Here is a 19,535-nt window from a genome sequence, read left to right on the forward strand (position 1 = left end):
CGCAGTGGCGGCGAGGACGCGCGCCCGGCCGGCACGCGCAATGTGTCGCATCGGTTCACGGACGGGCTTGGTCACGGCGCTTGTCCGTCGAGGTCGGGCAGCGGGCCCCGGGCGACGTCCTGGGCGTCCTCCGAGGGAACGCCCAGCATGCGCAGCAGCATCTCGGCCAGGTTCGAGGCCGCCTCGTCCCCGTCGAGTTCCGGACGGGCGAACCGCAGCTCCACCAGCGCCGGCAGGGAGCCGCCCAGGGCGGTCAGGGCGACGGTCGGATCGGCGATGGTGAAACGGCCGGAGGCGATGCCGACCCCCAGATCACGCACGGCGCGCGGAGCCAGTCCCGATGCGGAGTGGATGTGGCCGAGGCCGCGGTGGCGCAGCACCTGCATCAGTTCAGGCTGCGAGTCGGCCAGGCGGGCGCCGAGGCGGAAACCCGCCGCGACGAGTTCCGCAGGGTCGTCGATGCCCCGCAGGTGTTCGTCGAAGGTCTGGCCGAGCTCTTCGAGGGCGTCCATGACCGCCTCGTCGAACAGCTCCGTCTTCGATGCGAAGTGGCTGTAGAAGGAGCCGAAGCCGACATCGGCGCGCTCCGCGACAGCCTGGATGCTCGCACTGGTGTCCCCGGTCTCGGCGAGGATCTGCCGGGCCGCACGGACGAGCGCCTGACGGGTCTCGGCACGGCACCGTTCGAGGCGGTTGCGGGACGGGGCTGACCTCGACATACGCGCAGAGCCTACCCATGAGACCCCCATGCCACAGTTCTGATGAATCGATCAGAACATACCTGACGATTTCGTCACTCACCCCCGATCCAGCTCTTGACGATCGAAGAATCAAAGCTGATGATTTCCTCATTACAGCAATGTCGCTTGGAGGACACCATGTCCGAAACCCGCGTCGACGCGGTCGGCGTCACGGACGTCAGGACGGCCCACCAGGACCTCCACAGTGAGCAAGGGGCCCTGCGCGGCGAGCACCCGGGCCGGGCCCGAAATCCTGTGATCAAGGTGGCGGACCTGGCCTGGCTGGAGTTCGAGAAGCCCGACCTGGACCGGGCCGAGGTGTTCGCTCGCGACTTCGGCTTCGGGGTCGCCGCGCGCACCGACCGTGAGCTGTGGCTGCGCGGAACCTTCGCCGGCTCGCCGTGCATGGTGATCCGCAAGGGGCGCGCCAGCAGGTTCATCGGCCCGGCGTTCCGCGCGGCCGAGCGCGCCGACCTGGACCGGCTGGCCCGCGCCACCGGCTCGGACGTGGGCGACGCGGACGTCCCCGGCGGCGGAAGCGTCGTCGACCTGCTCGACCCCTCCGGCTTCCCGGTGCGGGTCGTACACTGTGGCGAGCAGTTGCCGAGGCTGCCCGAACAGCAGCCGCTGCTGCTCAACTTCGGTACGGACCATCGTCGTAGGAACGTCACGCAGCGGCCGCCCCGGGAGCCCTCCCGCATCCAGCGCCTGGGGCATGTGGTGCTGGAGACACGGGTGTTCGCCCGCGCTCTGGACTGGTATCTCGACACGCTCGGGATGATCGTGTCCGACTTCCTGTTCCTGGACGGGCAGCGCGACCGCGGTCCGACGATGGCGTTCATCCGCTGCGACCTGGGGAGTGCGCCGGCCGACCATCACACCCTGGCCATGCACCTGGGGCCGGGCAACGGCTACGTCCACTCCGCCTACCAGGTCACCGACCTCGACTCGATCGCCGCCGGCGGTGAGTACCTGGGTGAGCGTGGATACCAGCGCAGTTGGGGCATCGGCCGGCACATCCAGGGCAGCCAGCTGTTCGACTACTGGCGCGACCCGGACCACCTCATGCTGGAGCACTTCGCCGACGGCGACCTGTTCTCCTGCGACCTCGAACCCGGTTGGGCACCCATGTCGACCAGCGGCCTCGCCCAGTGGGGACCACCGGCGACCCGCGACTTCCTCGGTGCCGGCCCTTCCCCCGCAAGGGTCCGCGACGTCATCCAGGCCCTGCGCGGCGACAACGAAATGGACCCTGCGCGCCTCCTGGGCCTGCTGAAGGCCGCGAACTCCTGACCCCCGGCTTCCTGACCCCCGACCCCCTGACGAAAGCACTGACATGAGCACCAATGTCCTGCGTACCGCAGACGGCTGGTGGGTGGCGCGCGACGCGCGCGCCGTCCGTATCGACACCAAGGCCGTCACCACCGCCGAGCTGCTCGCCGACCGGACCGCCGTCCGGGAGGCCGCCGACTCCAGCGATCCGGGTACTCCGCTCGCCGATCTGGTGGCCCTCTCCCCTGTCACCACTCCGTGCCGCGTGGTCGCCCAGATGGTCAACTACCGCAGCCACGCCCGCGATTCGGGCTTCACCGGCGACATCCCGCCCGCCTTCTTCCGCAAGGCGTCCGGCTCGGTCAGCGGCCCGCAGGACAGCATCGTCCGGCCGCAGCATGTGAAGTTCCTGGACTACGAGATAGAGCTGGGCCTGGTCATGGGTGCGTCCCTCCCGGTCGGCACCGTCGTCGAGGAGCGGGACCTGCCCGCCTACGTCGCCGGTCTCGTGACCACCAACGACGTCAGCGCCCGAGACGTACAGCTGACGAAGACGCAGTTCTACGAGAGCAAGTCGTACCCGACCTTCACGCCCACCGGCCCCTACCTGGCCCTGCTTGAGCAGGAGGACTTCGCCCATCTCCTGGACCTGCGGCTGAAGTTGACCGTCAACGGTGATCTGCGCCAGGACCGCACCCTCGCCGACATGATCGTCCGCCCGGCGCAGGCGCTGACCCTGCTGGCCCGCTTCCAGGCCCTCGCTCCCGGGGACCTGCTGCTGACCGGAACCCCCGGCGGCACCGCGCTCAAGGCCCCGCCCAAGGCCGTCGAGAAGATCGGCTCGCTGCTGCCGCCCGCCATGAAGTGGAAGGCGTTCTTCAAGAGCCAGGCGAAGAACGCTCGCTACCTCCGGCACGGCGATGTGGTGACCGGGACGATCTCCACGCCGGACGGGCGGATCGACCTCGGTGAACAGCGCACCCCCGTGACCGACGCGAACTGACCGACACGAACCGTGACCCGAAGTGAGCCGCACATGACCGTCGAGCACAACTCGGCAGACGTACCCGTGGTGATTGTCGGAGCGGGGCCCGTGGGCGTGACCGCCGCCCTGTTGCTGGCCCGGCGTGGTGTGAGGTCCGTCGTCCTCGAACGCCACCACGACGTCTACCCGCTGCCGCGCGCCGTCGCCACTGACGACGAGGTGCGCCGCATCCTCCAGGCCGCAGGGGTCCAGGAGGAGTTCGCCGCGATCGCCCGCCCCGCGCGGGGGCTGCGACTACTGGACGCCGAGCACCGCGTGATGGCCGAGTTCCCGCGCGTCGCGCAGGGACCCCACGGCTTCCCGCAGACCAGCATGTTCGACCAGCCCGAGCTGGAACGGCTGCTGCGCGACACCCTCGCTCGCACCCCGGCGTGCGAACTGCGCGGCGGGGTGGAGGTCGTCGGCGTCGAACAGGACGGCCACGGTCCGGTCCGCGTGACCTATCGCGACGACAAGAGTGAACACCTTCTGCGGGCGGACGCCGTCCTCGGCTGCGACGGCGCGGGCAGCCTGATCCGCGACGCCATCGGCGCCGCATGGGAGGACTTGCGCTTCGAGGAACGCTGGACGGTCATCGACGTGCGCACCAGCCTCCCGGTCCGCTGCTGGGAAGGTGTCGAACAGGTCTGCGATCCGCAGCGGCCGGCGACGTTCATGCGCGTCAGCGAGGACCGCTACCGCTGGGAGTTCCGGCTCCGGGACGACTCGGCACTGAGTCACGAGCGGCTGCGGGAGCTGATCGCTCCCTGGGTGGATCTCACGTACGGCGCCGACTTCGAGGTGATGCGGCAGGCGCAGTACACCTTCCGGGCACGGGTCGCCGACCGTTGGCGCCTGGGGCGTGTCTTCCTCCTCGGCGACGCCGCCCACCTCACCCCGCCGTTCATCGGGCAGGGGCTGTGCGCGGGCCTGCGTGACGCATACAACCTCACCTGGAAACTCGCCCGGGTTCTCCAACAGGGCGCTGCCGAACGGCTGTTGGAGACCTACGAGAGCGAACGCAAGCCGCACACGCGCCGCATGGTACGGCTCGCGGTCGCCATGGGCTGGGCCATGACCGGCGGCCAGGACGGTGCAGCAGCCGTTCGGCGCGGTGTCCTGAGCGCGGCCGTCCGTATCCCTGGCCTGAGTACGGCGGCCGCACGCGACCTCAGTCCCGCCCTGACCGCGGGGCCGCTCGTACGCCGTCGTACCCGCTGGAGCGGCCGCGGTCTCGTGGGCACCCTCTGCCCCCAGCCGTGGGTGGCCGTCGACGGACGGCGCGCCCGCCTCGACGAACTGCTCGGCGACTCCTTCGCCCTGCTGACCGCCGTACCGCTCTCACCCTCGCTGAAGGCGGTCGCCGACGGCCTCGGTGCCAGGACCGTTCCCGTGGCCGACCTGGGTGACGACGACCACCTCGCCGCCTGGCTGCGCGAGGGGCGGGCGGACGCCGTGCTGCTGCGGCCCGACCGTGTCGTGATGGACGTCGTCCCGCCCGGCGGCGGCGACTTCACGGACACCGCCGCCTGGGCGTCCCTTCTGCACACCACACGAAGCCCTGTCCCTTCCCAACGGACCGTTGAGAAAAGCCTGTTGAGGAGCACAACGCGATGAACACGCCGTACCCGGACCCCTTCTTCACTCCTGATCCGCAGGCCGCAGCCGCCAGTCGCATCGTGGACTTCGCCCACGGGGCGGCCGGGCACCGGGGTGTTGCCGTGGACTCGGACTACGCCTCCCTGCACCACTGGTCGGTCACCGATCTCGAAGGATTCTGGGGCGCGGTGTGGGAGTACTTCGACATCGACGCGGCCACGCCCCATCAGCGGGTGCTGGAGGACGAGCGGATGCCCGGCGCCCGCTGGTTCCCCGGCGCCACCCTCAATTACACCCACCACGCCCTGCGCGGCCTCGCGGACGACGACGTGGCGATCGTCGCCCTCGACGAGACCGGTTCCAGCCACGAGGTGACCGGGCAGCGGTTGCGTGCCCAGGTCGCCTCCGTCGCCGCGACCCTGCGCGACCTCGGCGTGGGCCGGGGCGACCGGGTCGTCGGCTACCTTCCCAACACCCCCCACGCGATCGTGGCGTTCCTGGCCGCCGCGAGCCTGGGCGCCGTCTGGTCGGTGTGCGGGCAGGACTACGCCCCGCAGGCCGCCGCCGACCGCTTCGCGCAGCTCGAACCCACCGTCATGATCACGGCCGACGGCTACCTCTTCAACGGCACCACCCATGACCGCCGGGAGGCCGCCCTCGAACTGGCCCATGCGCTGCCGACGTTGAAGGCGACCCTCCTGGTCGACCACGTCGGTCTGCCCTGGCCCTCGCGGAGCTGTCCCTCGCTGGTCATCCCGTGGGAGGACGCCTCCACCCGCATCGAGCAACTCGACTGCACGCCCGTGCCGTTCGACCACCCCCTGTGGGTCGTCTTCTCCTCCGGCGCCACCGGCCTGCCCAAGGGCATCGTCCACGGTCACGGCGGCGTCCTGCTCGAACATCTCAAGACCCTCGGCCTGCACTCCGACCTCGGCCTCGGCGACCGCCTCCTCTGGTACACCACCACCCACTGGATGATGTGGAACCTGGTCGTCTCCACCTTGCTGACCGGCGCGACCACCTGCACGTACGACGGCAGTCCCGCCCCGCTGACCCGCCCGGACGTTCTGTGGGAACTGGCGTCCCGCCACCGCGTCACCGTCTTCGGCACCAGCCCGCAATACCTCCTGGCCATGGCCAAGTTCGGCATCGACCCGTCCGTGCACGACCTGTCCTCGATCCGCGTCGTCGGCTGCACCGGCTCCGCGCTGCCCGCCTCCGCCTACCCCTGGGTCCGCGACCACGTCGGCGGTCACGTTCTGCTCGCCTCCATCAGCGGAGGTACCGACATCGTCTCCGGCTTCGCCGGCAGCGCGCCCACGATCCCGGTCTGGGCGGGGGAACTGTCGGCTCCGCACCTGGGTGTGGCACTCGCCGCGTACGACACCGAGGGTCTTCCGGTCGTCGACCAGGTCGGCGAGCTGGTCGTCACTCGCCCCATGCCGTCGATGCCGCTGTCCTTCTGGAACGACCCCGACGGCGCCCGCTACCACGACGCCTACTTCTCCGCGTACCCCGGCGTGTGGCGGCACGGCGACTGGATCACCCATACGGCCCACGGCTCGGTGATCGTGCACGGCCGCTCCGACTCCACCCTCAACCGCAACGGCGTACGCCTGGGCAGCGCCGACATCCACGACGTCGTCGAACGCCTCCCGGAGATCACCGAAGCGCTCGTCATCGGCGCGGAGGAGCCCGACGGCGGCTACTGGATGCCGCTGTTCGTCGTCCCGGCGCCCGGCGTCGCCCTCGACGACGCTCTGCGCGACCGCATCCGCGACGCCGTCCGCACCGGCGCTTCACCCCGCCACGTCCCCGACGAGATCCTCGAGGTCCCGGCCATTCCCCACACCCGCACCGGCAAGAAGCTCGAGGTCCCGGTCAAACGCCTGCTCCAAGGTGCCTCCGCCGAGCAGGTCGTCAACCTCGCCGCCGTGGACGCTCCCGAACTCGTCGACTACTACGCCCGTCTGGGCGCCGAACGCCGCAGCCTACGGACCACACGCTCCTGATGAACGGCGTCGACGGGCCCGGCATCAGCGACGGCGTTCACACGGCGACCCAGCCGGCCACGCGCCAATTCCCCTACCTCATGGCCTCCAACCCGGACCCGCCGGACCTCGTGACCGTGTTCACCGCGCCGCTGGCGCCGCCGGCGCGAGAGGAGGGAGCGGCATGACGACCCAGCCTGTCCGGGGCGACCACGAACCGGTCGCGATGAACGGCACCATAGCCCTGGAGAACCTGTCGGCCCAGACCGACGGCCTGTCGTCACGGGTACAGCGGGCGGGTTTCGCCGACCCCTTCGCCTTCGCACAACAGGCGGCCCTGGTCGGCCTGCTCGCGCTGCGCGGTCATCTCCTGGGCCGCGTCACCGACTACGAGCAGGCCGCACAGCTGGCCGAACGGCTGATGCGCGACGCACCCGGAGACAGCATCGCCCTGCTGCCCCAACCCGCACGCGGGCGACCCTGCACCGCTTCGCCGAAGCCATGGCCGACCTCGACGCCGCGGGTCGAGCCGGCGCCGGGCAGGCCACCCTGGACAGGCAACGGGCGGCAGCCCTGCAGGCGGTCGGCTGTTTCACCGAAGCCCAGTCCCTGCTCAGGAAAGCAGCCCTCCACTCGTCCGACTTCGCGATGCTGGGAGCTCTGGCCGTGTTCCAGGCGGAGCGGGGCGAGACCGCCGAGTCGGAGCACGTGTTCGACGAGGCCCGGCGCCGGGTGCCGGGATACGCCCCCGACCGGCCACCTCGCCGAGGTCGAACTCCTCCTGGGAGACCCGGAGTCAGCCGTCGCTCGTCCGCGCCCACTGGCGCAGCCGAGCGACGATCCCGAGTACGCCTCTCCTCTCGCGCTCGCCCTGCGGGCCGCCGACCGCCACCAGGAGGCACAGCCGTGGCGGGACCGGGCGGCGGAGCGCTCTGACGAACTGGTGCTGCGCCACACGGAGGCGTACGCCGATCACGCCGCAGACTTCTGGCTGATGCCTCATGTCGGAGGAGTGAGCCGATCCGCGCCTGGTGCGCAGCCGTGAGGCCATGGTGTCCGCTGCCACCGAGCTGCTCACCAAGGGCGGCCTCGATGCCGTGACGCATCAGACGGTGGCCGTCTGCGCCCGAGGACGTGCGTGCCGCATCCGGCGCCGGCTCCGCGACGACGTCACCGCCGGGAGGTTCGCCATCGCGGCCGTCGGGGCCCCCGTCCACCAGCGTCTTCTCGTGGGCACCACGCTCGGCCACGACCCGGTGGAGGCGGTGGTCGACGCGGCGCTGCGGGCGTGGGCGCCGTAGCCATCAGCTCGGTGCGCGGCGGCCTCGGGGGCCACGGCGAAACCGATGGACTTGATGCTCGAGTCGCCACCGGGACCGCCTCACGTACGGATGACCGGCACGCTCCGTTCCACGGTGTAGGCCTGTACGGCGGTCAGGGCCGTGTGCTGGTCGGCGACGATCCCGGCGACCTGCTCGGACTTCAGCAACTCGTCCACGGCGGCACGGCTGTCGGCTCCGAAGACGACGCTTCCGTGGTACCGGCGGAAGGTCGGGTTGTCGTGACAGACACCTGGCGTGGGGTGCACGATCCGCGACCAGGGCAGGAACGTGTACGTGCGCAGGTCGCGCGCACCGGCCTCGTGGAGCGCGGAACCGATGCGGTCGTGGACGTATGCCCGGAACACACGGCCGCGCACCCCGCGGCGCCGACGCAGGAGCAGGACCGTGCGGTGGCCTACGGCGTCGTCGTGGCCGTCGGTCCACCGGCGGCCTCCGCCGGGACCGGTGACCTGTCCGAGGACCCGTTCGAAGAGGTTCTGTTCGTCCAGGTAGACCTCCCGCATGTGCATCGGCATGGCGAGCGCGGCGACCGTGCTCCCGAACCGGACCTCGGCCACGCCGTCGCAGCGCCAGTTCGCGGGAACGGTGGTGCCCACGGTGGGAGACGACGGCCAGTAGCCGTGATCGGTGGGCGAGAAGTGCCGTTGGACGCACTCGGCCATGTTGGGCAGCCGCCCGGCGATCTGCGCATGCGGTCCCGCCCAGTACTCGATGGCGCTCTCCCTGGGCAGGTCCGCGCGGAACCAGACCGGGGACATGAAGGAGGTGAGCGCCCCGGATGCGGTCGATGACGTGCGGAGGATCGGCGGGTGGTGTGTCGCCTCGCCAGGCGACATGCTGGTCACCACCGCGATCGCAGAGCGGTGTGGATCGCAGAGCGGTGTGGATCGAGCGCGGCTCGGCCGGCGACTCGCGTCCGGGACGCGATGCCCGGGAAGCCCTTGCCGGCCGGTGGTCCCCACCGCGCATGACCGGAGGGCGTCATGCGCGCCCCGGCGTGCCGACCAGCGACGGGCGCGAACGCGAGCCTCCCTGGTGTGCGCGGCACAACGCCTGCCGGCCGAGGGACGCACCGACGTCGTGGTCCTGGAGATCACGGAGCTCGCGGATGTCGGGGTCGGTTCGTTCTACAACCACTTCGACACCAAGGAAGACCTCTTCCGCGCCGCGGTCGAGGACGCGCTGGAGTGGTTCGGCGGTCTCATGGACCAGCTCACCGCCGACATCGACGACCCGGCGGTCGCGTACGCCCAGAGCTTCCGGATGACTGGCCGCCTGCACCGCCGCTACCCGCAGCTCAGCCGGGTTCTCCTGAATCACGGGCTCGAAGTGGCCTACTCCGCCCGCGGGTTGGCGCCACGCGCGTTGCGCGACATCCGTACCGCGGCGGCCGCCGGGCGCTTCGAGGTGGAGGATCTGGACCTCGCCCTCGCCATGACGGTCGGCGCCCAACTGGCCCTCGGCTCGCTCCTGCACGCGCAGCCCGACCGTGACGATGCGAACTCCTCGGACCTGGTCGTCCGTGGACTGCTGCGCCAGTTCGGCATGACCGCCGACGAGGCCGCGCGGATCAGCTCGCCGGACCTGCCCGACCTGGACATGGTTGACGCCGCCGTCATGTGAGCGCCCTCGGCCGGTCCACGCGACGCAGGCTTTCGGCGAAGCCCTTGTCCCGGTCGATCGGTGGCCGTACGGCGGCTCACGCGTCGGCGGCAGCCTTCGCGACCGCCGCGGACGCGACGTCGTCGACCACCGCACCCGCCTGTTCCTCCGGCACACCGGCCGCGATGAGCGTGGCGACGGCGACCCGGGTTCCGTCGTCGTCCAGCGCCCCGGTGTTGACGGCTTCCAGCAGCGCGAGCGTCATGGCCTCCAGTCCGGCGCTCAGCACAGCGGGCGGCAGATGGGTGTGAAAGACGCCGTCACGCTGCCCTCGTTCCAGGATGGCCGTGGCCTCGTCACGGGCCGGTGCCAGGATCTCGGCCACGCGTTCCATACCCAGGTCCTTGCGCGCCAGCGCCACGAGCATCCGATAGCGGTCACCTACCGGCCACACGGAGAGCACGAAGTACGCGAGGGCCCGCTCGGCCGGCTCCGTCGAGTCCGCTCCGGCCGAGACGACGCTCCGAATCGCCTCGGACGCCTCCTCGGCGAGAGCCTCCAGCAACGCCGCGCGTCCGGGAAAGTGCCCGAAGAGGGTGCGCCGCACGACACCGGCGGCTCGCGCGAGTTCCTCCAGGGTGACGTCAGGGTTGCGCCCCAGTTCCTGGCGGGCCGTGGCCAGGATGCGCGCCCGGTTGGACCGTGAATTACGTCGCATTGGCTCGCGGGCCATGGGCTTGGGCACGGAAACAACCTCGGTGGATCAGTATGGGGTGAATGACGGACCGGGACGAGCCGCCCGCCCAGTCTGCCACGGGTTCTTCAGCGTGATCCGGAACCGGACCTGTTCCAGCTCGAGGCCGGCGGGGTCCGGCCCGGCGGTCAGTCGTCGGGCATGCCGGTTCCGCTGAGGGCGGGGACGGTGGCTTCCGGGTCGCCGGTGACGAATCCCGAGGCGAGCATGCGCAGGGGCTCCGCCGACTTCACCGGCGTGGTGCAGATCTCCTGCGTGATGCCTTTGAGCCCCGGGAAGCGCAGGAGGCGTTCGACCCCGCGCAGGGCGGCTTCTTCGGCGGTGCCCTGGACGAGGGGGACGCCGTGGGCGCGTACGCGGGCCTCGATCCGTTCGAACGTGGTGTGGTCGGCGATGTGCCAGCCGGTGGCCACGACGTCCTCGGCCGGGCCTCGCCTCAGCAGGAAGCGGCATTCCTGGTCGTCGAGGCGGAACCGCATCAGCCCGGTGTCGGGGGCGTCGTGATGCATGCCGATGGCGTCGGTGCCGAAGCGGCGCCAGTCGGTGAAGCGGTTCGTCTCGATGACGATGTAGCCGAGGTGGACGGCACCGAAGACGGACTGCTGCGCAGGCGGTGTTCATCGGCGCCCGGCCAGGAAGTCGGCGCACAGGCGATTGAGGAGTTCGGCGCGTTCGTACTGGACCCGGTGCCCAGTGTTCGCTGCCAGGTACAGGTCGCAGTTGGGCATGCGATCGGCCAGCATGCGCCCGCCCTCGGGCCGGTTGACCTTGTCCTTCGCACCCCACAGCACCAGCGTGGGCACGGGCAGACGGGCCAGGCGTCGTTCGCGGGTGAAGTCCATTCCCCACAGGGTGCGCAGGGCGTTCGGGCCGGACGGGCGGCGCAGCGGCGGAGCGGCGATGACCTCCGGATCGATGCTGTCCCGGTAGCGCGCGTCGATGACCTCGTCGGGCACGTCGGCGGCGTTGAACACGAGGTGGTCACGGATGAACTTCTCCAGCTTCAGCCGCGAAGGCCCGCCATCGGAGTAGTAGTTCAGCAAGCTGTTCAAACCCGGGGTGGGGAGGGCGCGAGTGGTGCCGATGCCGCCCGGGCCCATCAGGACCATACGGTCGACCCGGTCGGGCGTGTCCAGAGCCAGGCGTAGGGCGCAGGCACCGCCGTAGGAGTTGCCGACCATGTGGGCACGCTCCAGGCCGAGTCGGTCGAGCACGCCACGGATACCGTCGGCGAGATGACCGAAGGGGTCCGCGCCGTCGACACCCTTGGTGCTGCGTCCGTAACCGGGCAGGTCGGGAACAACGACCCGGTACTCCCTGGCCAACTCCCCAGTATCGCGGGCGTAGTTGGCGACGCCGGAGGCACCGGGACCGTCGCCGTGCAGCAGCAGGACGGGAGGGCCGTCACCGGTCTCCGCAACGAAGATCTTCTTGTCCCCGACGTCGAGCGGGCGCTCCCGCATCGGTGGCAGTTCGGTATGCGTGGTCATGTCGGTCCTCACAGAGCGGTGGTCGGGATCGGGTGCGGCACGGGAGCGAATCCGGTCAGGGGCGGCGGGAGTTGAGCACCCGCGGGGGCGGCGGCGTAGACGTACGCGTCCGGTCGCAGGGCGACGGTGGCCGCGCGGTGTTCCGCCAACCAGGCGAGCAGTACGTCGTCGCTGTCGACGAGGGTGCCCTCCGCCGGGCGGGGTCGGGCGGGCGTGATGGTGAGCGAGGGGATGCCGAGGCGGTCCCATGCGGGCTGGGGCGGGGCCGATCCGGTGCGCAGGAGCAGCCAGCGGCGAGTGCGTCGTCCAGCCGTACGCGTTCGCCGTCGGCCCCGGTCACCCAGGGCCGGGGTATCTGACGGCCGGACGCGCGGGCCCGGGGGCGGGCCTGCAGACCCTCGGCGTAGCGAGCCACGGGGATCCAGTTCGAGTCCTGCAGCCAGTCACCGAAGCCAGGCACGCGGTTCAGGGCCCGTAGCCCCGAGTCGCGGACTCTCGCCACCAGGCGTCGCCGTTCGGTGATCATCCGCCCGACGAACACCGCCCGCTTGGTGACCTCTTTGACATGCGGCTTTCGCTCCGTCTCGTAGCTGTCGAGCACGGTCTCGGGCAGCTCGCCCCGGAGGACGGCGTCGAGTTTCCAGCACAGGTTCGCGACGTCGCGCACGCCGGCGGCCATGCCCTGGCCGATCCAGGGCGGCATGGCATGGGCGGCGTCACCCGCGAGGAAGACCCGGCCCGCCCGGAAGCGGGCGGCGAAGCGCACGTGGTGGCTGTAGACGGTGGTCCGCAGGATCTTGACGCTGTCCCGGCTGATCCCGTACCGGGCCACCAGTTCGTACACCGCCTCGTCGCCGGTCAGGTACTTCTCGTCGTCACCCGGCAGGATCGGGAACTCCCAGCGGTGGTGACCGAGCGGGGTGGGGCAGTCCACTGCGGGCCGCGCGGGGTCGCAGCGGAAGCGCAGCCGGTCGTGGTCCGGCCAGGGCACCTGCGGCGGCCAGGCCACCGTCCCCATGGCCGCCGCCGTCGCCCAGGTCGCCCCCGTCGCCTACGCGGAGATCGTCTCCTCCATCGCCGCCCGGTCCGCCGGGCCCGGCACCCGCGCCAACATCGACGAGTTCACCGAGACCACGTCACGAGCGCTGCGCGAGGTCGCCGGGGCCCGGCGCAGCAAGGCCGTGATCATCCTCAACCCGGCCGAGCCTCCGATGCTGATGCGCAACACCGTGTACTGCCTGGTCGAGGACGACTGCGACCACATCGCCATCGAGAACAGCGTCCTGGCCATGGCCGAGAGGGTGCACGCCTATGTACCCGGCTACCGGCTCAAGCAGCGGGTCCAGTTCGACACATACGGTCCGGACGACCCCCTGCACATCCCGCAGACAGGGAAGTTCACCGGCACCAAGGTGACCGTGATGCTCGAAGTCACCGGCGCCGCAGACCATCTGCCCGCCTACGCCGGAAACCTCGACATCATGACCTCCGCGGCCGTCGCCGCAGCCGAGCGCATCGCCCAGCGCACCCAGCACGTCCAGCAATCCTCGTACGCCCAGCACTCCCCGTACGCCCAGTACGCGCAGACCACCGCCGGAGTCGCCCGATGAACCGGCTCTACATCAGCGATGTCACCCTGCGGGACGGTATGCACGCCGTCCGCCACCAGTACACCGTCGACCAGGCCGTCGCCATCGCCACCGCCCTGGACGCGGCCGGCGTGGACTCCATCGAGGTCGCCCACGGCGACGGCCTGGCGGGCTCGTCCTGCGTGTACGGCTTCGGGGCCCACACCGACCTGGAGTGGATCGAGGCCGTCGCCTCCGCCGCCACCCGGGCCGAGGTCGCCACTCTCCTCCTGCCCGGCATCGGTTCCGTCCACGACCTGCACGACGCCCACAGCGCGGGCGCGACAGTCGTCCGGGTGGCCACGCACTGCACCGAGGCCGACATCTGCGCCCAACACATCGCGGCGGCACGGGAGCTGGGCATGGACACCGTCGGCTTCCTGATGATGAGTCACATAAGGCCCCCAAGACCTCCCCACCCGGAGTCCGAGGAAGCCGAGGACGGCTGGGTTGTGAACGCTGGGTTGGGAAACCCGGCACCGGCCGCGACCTCAGGAGCTACGACCGGACCACCAGCGGCGCGCCACGCCCCGCGTCCGGTTCCACGCCCCGGAGGTCGACCGCAGCAGGCCCTCGCCGGAGACGTGGCCGACCGCCGGATCCTGGACGCCGGTTGCGGCTCGGGCCCCCTGTCCGCCGCACTGCGCGATCGCGGTGCCGTCGTCACCGGCATCGACGCCAGCGCCGGGATGCCGGCGTCGGCGAGGCGGCGGCTCGGTGACGACGTAGCCCTGCACGTGGTCGACCTGAGCGACCGCCTACCGTTCGCCGACGGTGCGTTCGACGACGTGGTCGCGTCGCTGGTGCTGCACTACCTGGAGGACTGGGGGCCGACACTGGCCGAGTTGCGGCGGGTGCTCAGGCCCGGCGGCCGGCTGATCGCGTCGGTGGACCACCCTTTCGTGGCCTACACGTTCCAGGAGCCTCGGCCCGACTACTTCGCGACCACCAGCTACACCTTCGACTGGACGTTCAACGGGCAGTCCGTCCCGATGAGGTTCTGGCGCAAGCCGCTGCACGCGATGACCGATGCCTTCACCACCGCCGGTTTCCGCCTTTCCGTCATCAGCGAGCCGCAGCCCGACCCGGCCGCCCGTGAACTGTTCCCCGACGACTTCCATGACCTCTCGACCAGAACCTGCTTCCTATTCTCGCTTTATCCGAGTCGCGGAACCCCTTTCCAGCAGCGCATTGGTAACAGCGGCACTTGGGATGTCACCGAGGAAGCCGGTCAGCCACTCCTTCCCCTTGGCGAAGAACTCCTCGACTGGAAGTAGGAGCACAACCGCTCGCCCCTACAGGTCCGCGCTCGCGTTGAGCGAACCTCACCCGCACGAAGACCCGGAAGATCCTCCGCGACTGCCGCCTCAGGGGCGACGGCGTCCACCATGCCCTGCTCGACATCGCCCGCATGCACAACGTCATCCTCGCGGGACAAGTGAACGGGTCTCACGGCGGCGGAGCCGCTGGGCAACCCGTGACGCCCTCGATGTCCGCCGGGTGTCGAGAGTTTCATGGTCATTCCCGAGACGCTGGACCAGCGAGCGCCGATCGAACGACCTTCGCGTCATCCGTTAACCAGAGGAACCCACCCGCATCACTCCGATAGCATGATCGATCTACTTAGCCAACATCTAACAAATCGGCCAAAACAGTTGATATCGAGATCATCGCGGGTGTTTTCGCGAATAAACTGCAGAATTGCGTTCGCTGCGTGGCGCCAACCGCGGGCGATGCTGTGGGTCATGGCGGGCGTGACGGCCTTCGGGTTCCTCGTCGCCCTGGAGATCGCCGCGCGTCGTTACGGCCTGCCGGGGCCGATCACCAACCAGGCGCGCGAGGTGATATTCGCTCCCAAGTCGGGTTTCCTGCTGTACGCCGGTATGGCGTTGATGATGGTGGTCCTCACCTGGCGGCAACGGTTCATCGCGGCTGGTGCCGCAGTGGGTATCGATGTCGCCATCTTGCTGGTGCGGTGGGCGGTCGACGCCGAGGTGACCGAAGGCCACCCTTTCGGCAACGGCGCATTGTGGGTGATTCTGGGCCATGCGGTGATCGCCATCACGCGCCGCACCGGCCGGGAACGTGTCCTGCTGCTGAAGGGCGTCGGCCTCGGCCTGCTGCTGGTGACCGGGCGCAAGACTGGCGACACCTGGCTCCTCATCACGTCGAAGACCCGCCCGACGACGCTCGACCAGTACGTGGCAACCGCCGACCACGCGCTGGGCAACCCGTCGTGGCTGGTGGGCCGGATGGTCACAGCCACCGGACCGATCGGCGCCCATGTTCTCGGTTTCGTCTACATTCAGCTTGCGGTGGCCGCGGTCATCGTGGCGCTGTACCAGCTGCGTAGCGTGGCGGTCGAGCGCCGCTTCCCGCGCCATCATCTGGTGCGCACCTTTCTGGTCATCGGCCTCCTCGGGCCGGCCATCTACATGATCTTCCCGGTGGTCGGACCGGTCTTCGCCTTCGGCGCGGACGGCGGGCACTGGGCGGTGGCCAACCTGTGGCCGAACACGCCGCCGCCGATCAATACCCCGCACCAGATGCCATTCGACGAGATCACCCCACGCAACTGCATGCCCAGCCTGCACACAGCGTGGGCCACCGCGATTTTCATTCATTCCCGTAGGGGCCCACGGATTCTGCGATTCGCAGGCACGTTCTGGCTGATTGCCACGCTCAGCGCAACGCTGGGATTCGGCTACCACTACGGCGTGGATCTCGTTGCCGGTGTGGTGTTTGCATTCACGATCGAGGCAGCGCTGCGCTCGCTCGACCGTGGCTGGGACCGGTCGGGAATCCAGCTGGTCACCTACAGTGCCACGGTCTTCGCCGCGCTCTTGGTGTCATATCGCTATCTGCCGGTGGAGATGGCCAAATATCCGTGGCTATTTGGGCCACTTCTCATTCTGGCAATGGCCTCAGTGGTCCGCGGCTACATGCAGACCGCCAGGCTGTGGGATCCGAAGACCGCACCAGCGCGGCTACCGGAACCGCAACCCGAACTAGTGTGAGTTACAGGCCATTTCACTTGGGGAGTATGCGGTAACAGATGAGTGTGGCCGCGACATTTGCTTCCGTGTGCAGCCGGTCGTGGCCACGAACACAATCACGGCCCCGACCTCCCTGCCACCGCGAGATCGACGACAGCCTCGCTCGCCGCACAAGAGGCATCCCTCACGATCACACCAAAGGAAGTGAATGGTTAGCCTCGCGCTTTCACGGGATGGACGGCCCGAGGCCTGATCAGGGAGTGGCCAGGTTCCATGGAAGTACCGCGCCCTACCGCGGGACGCACGACGAAACTGACCGAATGCGGCCTGCATGCCGCGGAGTTGTCAGATCGGCATGGCGCACGGACCGCGCTCGACGCGCACGTAGGTATAGAGCTCTTCGAATGGGCTTGCACACTCTACGTGCACCTACGCGCGGAATTCGGGTGCGCAAAGGCCGTCCGCATGCGCCCGTTCAGTCATGCGCCTAGGCTGAGATGGGGGAGTACGTCACGTGAGATGCGGAGGCGACGTGCGATGGCGAAGGTACTTTTCATCGTCAGCGGAGCGACGTATTGGGTGCTCAAGGACGGGACCAGGTATGCGACCGGCTACTGGGCCGAAGAGTTCGCGATGCCGTACAAGAAAATCACGGAGGCCGGCCACGAGGTGGTGGTGGCAACTCCGGGCGGTGTGATCCCGAACGTCGACATGATGAGCCTGCGCCCCTCCATGACGGGCGGTGAGGACGTGGCCCTGGAGCTGGAGGCCATCATCCGTTCCGCGGAGGCGATGCGGCGGCCCCTCAAGCTGTCGGACGTCCGCCTCGAAGACTACGACGCGGTCTACCTGCCCGGTGGCCACGGTCCGATGGCGGATCTGGCTTTCGACGCCGACGTCGGCCGACTGCTGACGGCGCAGCTCGCCTCGGGCAGGCCGCTCTTCATCGTGTGCCACGGCCCCGCCGCGATGCTGGCCACCAGGATCCACGGCGAGTCGCCCTTCAAGGGCTACCGGGTCACGGGTTTCACCAACGACGAGGAAGAAGGCGTCGGACTGGCACCCCGGGCGACATGGCTGCTGGAGACCGATCTGAAGGAGAAGGTCGGTGTCGACTACAGCCGCGGCCCGATATGGGAGCCGTACATGGTGGAAGACCGCAACCTCGTCACAGGGCAGAACCCCAGCTCGGCGACGGTTCTGGCCGACCGGCTCCTGGAAATCATCAAGTGAGTCGGCTTGGGCTCAAACGCCGCTATTCGAAATTGGCCTCGGGCGGGCGCGGGAAGGACCAGGGACAGTGGCTGCCCCCACGTTGTAGGAAGCGGTGAACCGCGCAGAGGCCAGGAGGACGCTTGGCTGGGATCCATCGACATCGCGATCAAGAAGGCGAAGACCGCAGCCCTGTTCACGATGCCCTCGGCCGCGATCGGAGAGCTCTCCCCACCAGGTGGTGACCTCTACAACGTGGAGGTCACCGACGGCGGTCTGGTGACCTTCGGTGGCGGACTGCCCCTCACCAGTGCGAACGGCCGTGTGATCGGCCCGGTTGGGACCTCTGGTGGTCAGGTATCCGAAGAAGCAGAAGGCCGGCGAGGCTGTCCGCGTCAGCATGCAGAGAGCCTTCCGCTTGGGCCCGCGCGATGCGGCTCCGTAGCTCGCCACCCACTCCGCGGAAACCGCGGCGATTCGCCCCGCAACGCCCTCATGAACGGCCGACAGTTCCGCTGCGATCTTGGCCATCATTCAGCCGCGCCGTTCCGCGTCTTCGATGATGCCTTCCGCGCGGGCCGGCGGGAGCACTCACGCCACTGCTCCCCTGGCGAAGGTGTCGGCCCTCGAACGGCCGGTCGGGGCGGGTCACGACGTTGTTGACGTGGCGTCGGTCAGCGGTTTCGGCGGGTAGGCGCGGAGCACGAGTGACGTGGTGGCAGGGCCGTAGCGGGCAAGTGCGTCGACGACTTCCTCGAGTCGTCCTGCTTGCGGGCAACGGACGTCGAAGATGAGGCAGTCCTCTCCGGTGACTCTCAGGGTGGAGACGACCTCGGGGATCCGGGAAGCCACGTCCAGGGCGCGGGAGAGCTGGGCATGCGTAGTGCGCAGGCGAATGATCGCGTGAATGTTCAGACCGAGTGCCGCGGGGTCGACATCGGCCCGGTAGCCGGTGATGACGCCGTTCTTCTCCAGCCGCTGGATGCGGGCACTGGCCGCGGGCTGCGACAGTCCGACGCGGCGTCCTACCTCCGCTCCGGTCAACCGGCCTTCGGCCTGGAGCAAGGCGAGGATGTCCCGGTCGATCCGGTCAAGTGATTCCATCGTTGTCCGCACCATCTTCTTAGAGATCGCTTGCGTCGCTGTCGCTGTTCTGTCACTTCCAACAGAATCGGCGCCAGACGTCCCCAGGATCGCAGGGGGCAACGAGTGAAACGGTGGCAGCAGTGGTCACGTACGTCATCATCCCCGGCATCGACGGCTCCGACGAGCAGCACTGGCAGACCTTGTGGGAGCAACAATGGGGAACCTCAGCGGTGAGAATCTCCCCTGCCTCGTGGTCCGCCCCCGACCTGGATGACTGGGTCGACGCTGTCCAGAGGGCATACGACGATGCTTGCCGTGAGGACAGCCACGTTGTGCTGGTAGCCCACAGCTTGGGCTGTTGGGCGGCCTCCGCCTGGCTGGACAAGAACCCGGCGAGCCCGATACACGGCGCATTCCTGGTCGCGCCTCCCGACCCACAGGGGCCGGCGTTCCCACGCCAGAAGGCCCCGACGTTCATCGAACTGTCCGCACGACCGTTGCCGTGCCCGGCCCTGGTGGTGGGCAGCACCAACGACCCGTACTGCACCCCCGAGGCAGCCATGGACTTCGCGGAGCGATGGGCGGCGCGATGGCATCAGGCGGGCGCGTGCGGACACATCAACTCCGCCAGCGGCCTGGGCCCGTGGCCGCATGGCCGCGAACTCCTGGACTCACTGACCCAGCTGTGATCAACCACCGCAACTGAGGTGGCGTCACATCCCGTTCAGGGGACCTCAGTTGCTTCCGCCCACAAGATCACTGAGCTTGCACCGCAAACAGAATGACTGTTCTGTTAGT

General features: G+C 69.3%; 17 protein-coding genes and 6 pseudogenes. 16 read left to right on the top strand and 7 right to left on the bottom strand.

The window, feature by feature from the left end:
• Positions 1-71 precede the first annotated feature (71 nt).
• Complete coding sequence (locus tag ACIRA5_RS18885; RefSeq protein ID WP_403691985.1) at positions 72-719, bottom strand: TetR/AcrR family transcriptional regulator; 648 nt, start codon at positions 717-719, stop codon at positions 72-74.
• Positions 720-878: 159 nt separating this feature from the next.
• On the opposite strand from ACIRA5_RS18885, the gene ACIRA5_RS18890 reads away from it, so the two are divergent.
• Genes ACIRA5_RS18890 through ACIRA5_RS18920 form a run of 7 tightly spaced genes read left to right on the top strand, consistent with a single transcriptional unit; the run spans position 879 to position 7,927 of the window.
• The gene (locus ACIRA5_RS18890; RefSeq protein ID WP_403691987.1) at positions 879-2,033 is read left to right on the top strand and encodes a VOC family protein; all 1,155 of its coding nucleotides are present in this window, start codon (positions 879-881) and stop codon (positions 2,031-2,033) included.
• 43 nt (positions 2,034-2,076) lie between these two features.
• Positions 2,077-3,015 carry a fumarylacetoacetate hydrolase family protein gene (locus ACIRA5_RS18895; RefSeq protein ID WP_403691989.1) on the top strand — a complete coding sequence of 313 codons (939 nt, stop codon included), beginning with the start codon at positions 2,077-2,079 and terminating at the stop codon, positions 3,013-3,015.
• Between the two features lie 33 nt (positions 3,016-3,048).
• Positions 3,049-4,653 (top strand): bifunctional 3-(3-hydroxy-phenyl)propionate/3-hydroxycinnamic acid hydroxylase, encoded by a 1,605-nt coding sequence (locus ACIRA5_RS18900; RefSeq protein WP_403691991.1) that lies wholly within the window; start codon positions 3,049-3,051, stop codon positions 4,651-4,653.
• Complete coding sequence (locus ACIRA5_RS18905) at positions 4,650-6,647, top strand: acetoacetate--CoA ligase (protein ID WP_403691992.1); 1,998 nt, start codon at positions 4,650-4,652, stop codon at positions 6,645-6,647. The genes ACIRA5_RS18900 and ACIRA5_RS18905 overlap by 4 nt, the downstream gene beginning before the upstream one ends.
• Positions 6,647-6,814, top strand: coding sequence for a hypothetical protein (locus tag ACIRA5_RS18910; RefSeq protein ID WP_403691993.1), 168 nt, complete (start codon positions 6,647-6,649; stop codon positions 6,812-6,814). Before ACIRA5_RS18905 ends, ACIRA5_RS18910 begins: the two co-directional genes overlap by 1 nt.
• Complete coding sequence (locus tag ACIRA5_RS18915) at positions 6,811-7,671, top strand: hypothetical protein (protein ID WP_403691995.1); 861 nt, start codon at positions 6,811-6,813, stop codon at positions 7,669-7,671. The genes ACIRA5_RS18910 and ACIRA5_RS18915 overlap by 4 nt, the downstream gene beginning before the upstream one ends.
• Positions 7,658-7,927, top strand: coding sequence for a hypothetical protein (locus ACIRA5_RS18920; protein ID WP_403691996.1), 270 nt, complete (start codon positions 7,658-7,660; stop codon positions 7,925-7,927). The genes ACIRA5_RS18915 and ACIRA5_RS18920 overlap by 14 nt, the downstream gene beginning before the upstream one ends.
• Positions 7,928-8,007: 80 nt before the next feature.
• Here the strand turns inward: ACIRA5_RS18920 and ACIRA5_RS18925 are convergent, their stop codons facing one another.
• Positions 8,008-8,805 carry a hypothetical protein gene (locus ACIRA5_RS18925; RefSeq protein ID WP_403691998.1) on the bottom strand — a complete coding sequence of 266 codons (798 nt, stop codon included), beginning with the start codon at positions 8,803-8,805 and terminating at the stop codon, positions 8,008-8,010.
• 199 nt (positions 8,806-9,004) lie between these two features.
• Here ACIRA5_RS18925 and ACIRA5_RS18930 point away from each other — a divergent pair, with 199 nt between their 5' ends.
• Positions 9,005-9,592: a TetR/AcrR family transcriptional regulator gene (locus ACIRA5_RS18930; protein WP_403692000.1), complete on the top strand. Its 588-nt coding sequence runs from the start codon at positions 9,005-9,007 to the stop codon at positions 9,590-9,592.
• Between the two features lie 76 nt (positions 9,593-9,668).
• Here the strand turns inward: ACIRA5_RS18930 and ACIRA5_RS18935 are convergent, their stop codons facing one another.
• From ACIRA5_RS18935 to ACIRA5_RS18950, 4 genes and pseudogenes are all read right to left on the bottom strand, one after another.
• Positions 9,669-10,316, bottom strand: a complete 648-nt coding sequence (locus ACIRA5_RS18935) for a TetR/AcrR family transcriptional regulator (RefSeq protein ID WP_403692002.1) — start codon at positions 10,314-10,316, stop codon at positions 9,669-9,671.
• 188 nt (positions 10,317-10,504) lie between these two features.
• Positions 10,505-10,894, bottom strand: a pseudogene (locus tag ACIRA5_RS18940) (extradiol ring-cleavage dioxygenase); the annotation flags it as partial.
• 48 nt (positions 10,895-10,942) lie between these two features.
• Complete coding sequence (locus tag ACIRA5_RS18945) at positions 10,943-11,815, bottom strand: alpha/beta fold hydrolase (RefSeq protein WP_403692003.1); 873 nt, start codon at positions 11,813-11,815, stop codon at positions 10,943-10,945.
• An 8-nt stretch (positions 11,816-11,823) separates the two neighbouring features.
• Positions 11,824-12,803 (bottom strand): annotated as a pseudogene (locus ACIRA5_RS18950) (FAD-dependent monooxygenase); the annotation flags it as partial.
• Between the two features lies 1 nt (position 12,804).
• Here ACIRA5_RS18950 and ACIRA5_RS18955 point away from each other — a divergent pair.
• From ACIRA5_RS18955 to ACIRA5_RS18985, 7 genes and pseudogenes are all read left to right on the top strand, one after another.
• Positions 12,805-13,335: pseudogene (locus ACIRA5_RS18955) on the top strand (acetaldehyde dehydrogenase); the annotation flags it as partial.
• Between the two features lie 86 nt (positions 13,336-13,421).
• A pseudogene (locus ACIRA5_RS18960) lies at positions 13,422-13,850 on the top strand (4-hydroxy-2-oxovalerate aldolase); the annotation flags it as partial.
• A 162-nt stretch (positions 13,851-14,012) separates the two neighbouring features.
• Positions 14,013-14,594 (top strand): annotated as a pseudogene (locus ACIRA5_RS18965) (class I SAM-dependent methyltransferase); the annotation flags it as partial.
• Positions 14,595-14,699: 105 nt separating this feature from the next.
• A pseudogene (locus ACIRA5_RS18970) lies at positions 14,700-14,878 on the top strand (IS5/IS1182 family transposase); the annotation flags it as partial.
• 298 nt (positions 14,879-15,176) lie between these two features.
• Entirely contained in the window at positions 15,177-16,460 is a 1,284-nt protein-coding gene (locus tag ACIRA5_RS18975; protein WP_403692005.1) for a phosphatase PAP2 family protein, read from the top strand.
• Positions 16,461-16,976: 516 nt separating this feature from the next.
• On the top strand, positions 16,977-17,672 hold the full coding sequence (locus ACIRA5_RS18980) for a type 1 glutamine amidotransferase domain-containing protein (protein ID WP_403692008.1): 696 nt from the start codon (positions 16,977-16,979) through the stop codon (positions 17,670-17,672).
• Positions 17,673-17,678: 6 nt separating this feature from the next.
• Positions 17,679-18,314, top strand: coding sequence for a heme-binding protein (locus ACIRA5_RS18985; RefSeq protein WP_403692010.1), 636 nt, complete (start codon positions 17,679-17,681; stop codon positions 18,312-18,314).
• Here the strand turns inward: ACIRA5_RS18985 and ACIRA5_RS18990 are convergent.
• Positions 18,300-18,755, bottom strand: coding sequence for an Lrp/AsnC family transcriptional regulator (locus ACIRA5_RS18990; protein ID WP_403692012.1), 456 nt, complete (start codon positions 18,753-18,755; stop codon positions 18,300-18,302). The two genes, ACIRA5_RS18985 and ACIRA5_RS18990, sit on opposite strands and share 15 nt — an antisense overlap.
• A 113-nt stretch (positions 18,756-18,868) precedes the next feature.
• Between ACIRA5_RS18990 and ACIRA5_RS18995 the strand changes: the two genes are divergently transcribed.
• Positions 18,869-19,426, top strand: coding sequence for an RBBP9/YdeN family alpha/beta hydrolase (locus tag ACIRA5_RS18995; protein WP_403692015.1), 558 nt, complete (start codon positions 18,869-18,871; stop codon positions 19,424-19,426).
• Positions 19,427-19,535: the final 109 nt, after the last annotated feature.

The organism is Streptomyces sp. NPDC096311 (genome assembly GCF_044763085.1).
In the GTDB taxonomy this organism is placed as follows: domain Bacteria; phylum Actinomycetota; class Actinomycetes; order Streptomycetales; family Streptomycetaceae; genus Streptomyces.

Coding starts and splice junctions, on each gene's coding strand:
- ACIRA5_RS18945 (WP_403692003.1), bottom strand. CDS start 11,815: ATGACCACGCATACCGAACTGCCACCGATGCGGGAGCGCCCGCTCGAC.
- ACIRA5_RS18925 (WP_403691998.1), bottom strand. CDS start 8,805: ATGTCGCCTGGCGAGGCGACACACCACCCGCCGATCCTCCGCACGTCA.
- ACIRA5_RS18905 (WP_403691992.1), top strand. CDS start 4,650: ATGAACACGCCGTACCCGGACCCCTTCTTCACTCCTGATCCGCAGGCC.
- ACIRA5_RS18980 (WP_403692008.1), top strand. CDS start 16,977: ATGGCGAAGGTACTTTTCATCGTCAGCGGAGCGACGTATTGGGTGCTC.
- ACIRA5_RS18910 (WP_403691993.1), top strand. CDS start 6,647: ATGAACGGCGTCGACGGGCCCGGCATCAGCGACGGCGTTCACACGGCG.
- ACIRA5_RS18890 (WP_403691987.1), top strand. CDS start 879: ATGTCCGAAACCCGCGTCGACGCGGTCGGCGTCACGGACGTCAGGACG.
- ACIRA5_RS18885 (WP_403691985.1), bottom strand. CDS start 719: ATGTCGAGGTCAGCCCCGTCCCGCAACCGCCTCGAACGGTGCCGTGCC.
- ACIRA5_RS18975 (WP_403692005.1), top strand. CDS start 15,177: ATGCTGTGGGTCATGGCGGGCGTGACGGCCTTCGGGTTCCTCGTCGCC.
- ACIRA5_RS18895 (WP_403691989.1), top strand. CDS start 2,077: ATGAGCACCAATGTCCTGCGTACCGCAGACGGCTGGTGGGTGGCGCGC.
- ACIRA5_RS18915 (WP_403691995.1), top strand. CDS start 6,811: ATGACGACCCAGCCTGTCCGGGGCGACCACGAACCGGTCGCGATGAAC.
- ACIRA5_RS18990 (WP_403692012.1), bottom strand. CDS start 18,755: ATGGAATCACTTGACCGGATCGACCGGGACATCCTCGCCTTGCTCCAG.
- ACIRA5_RS18900 (WP_403691991.1), top strand. CDS start 3,049: ATGACCGTCGAGCACAACTCGGCAGACGTACCCGTGGTGATTGTCGGA.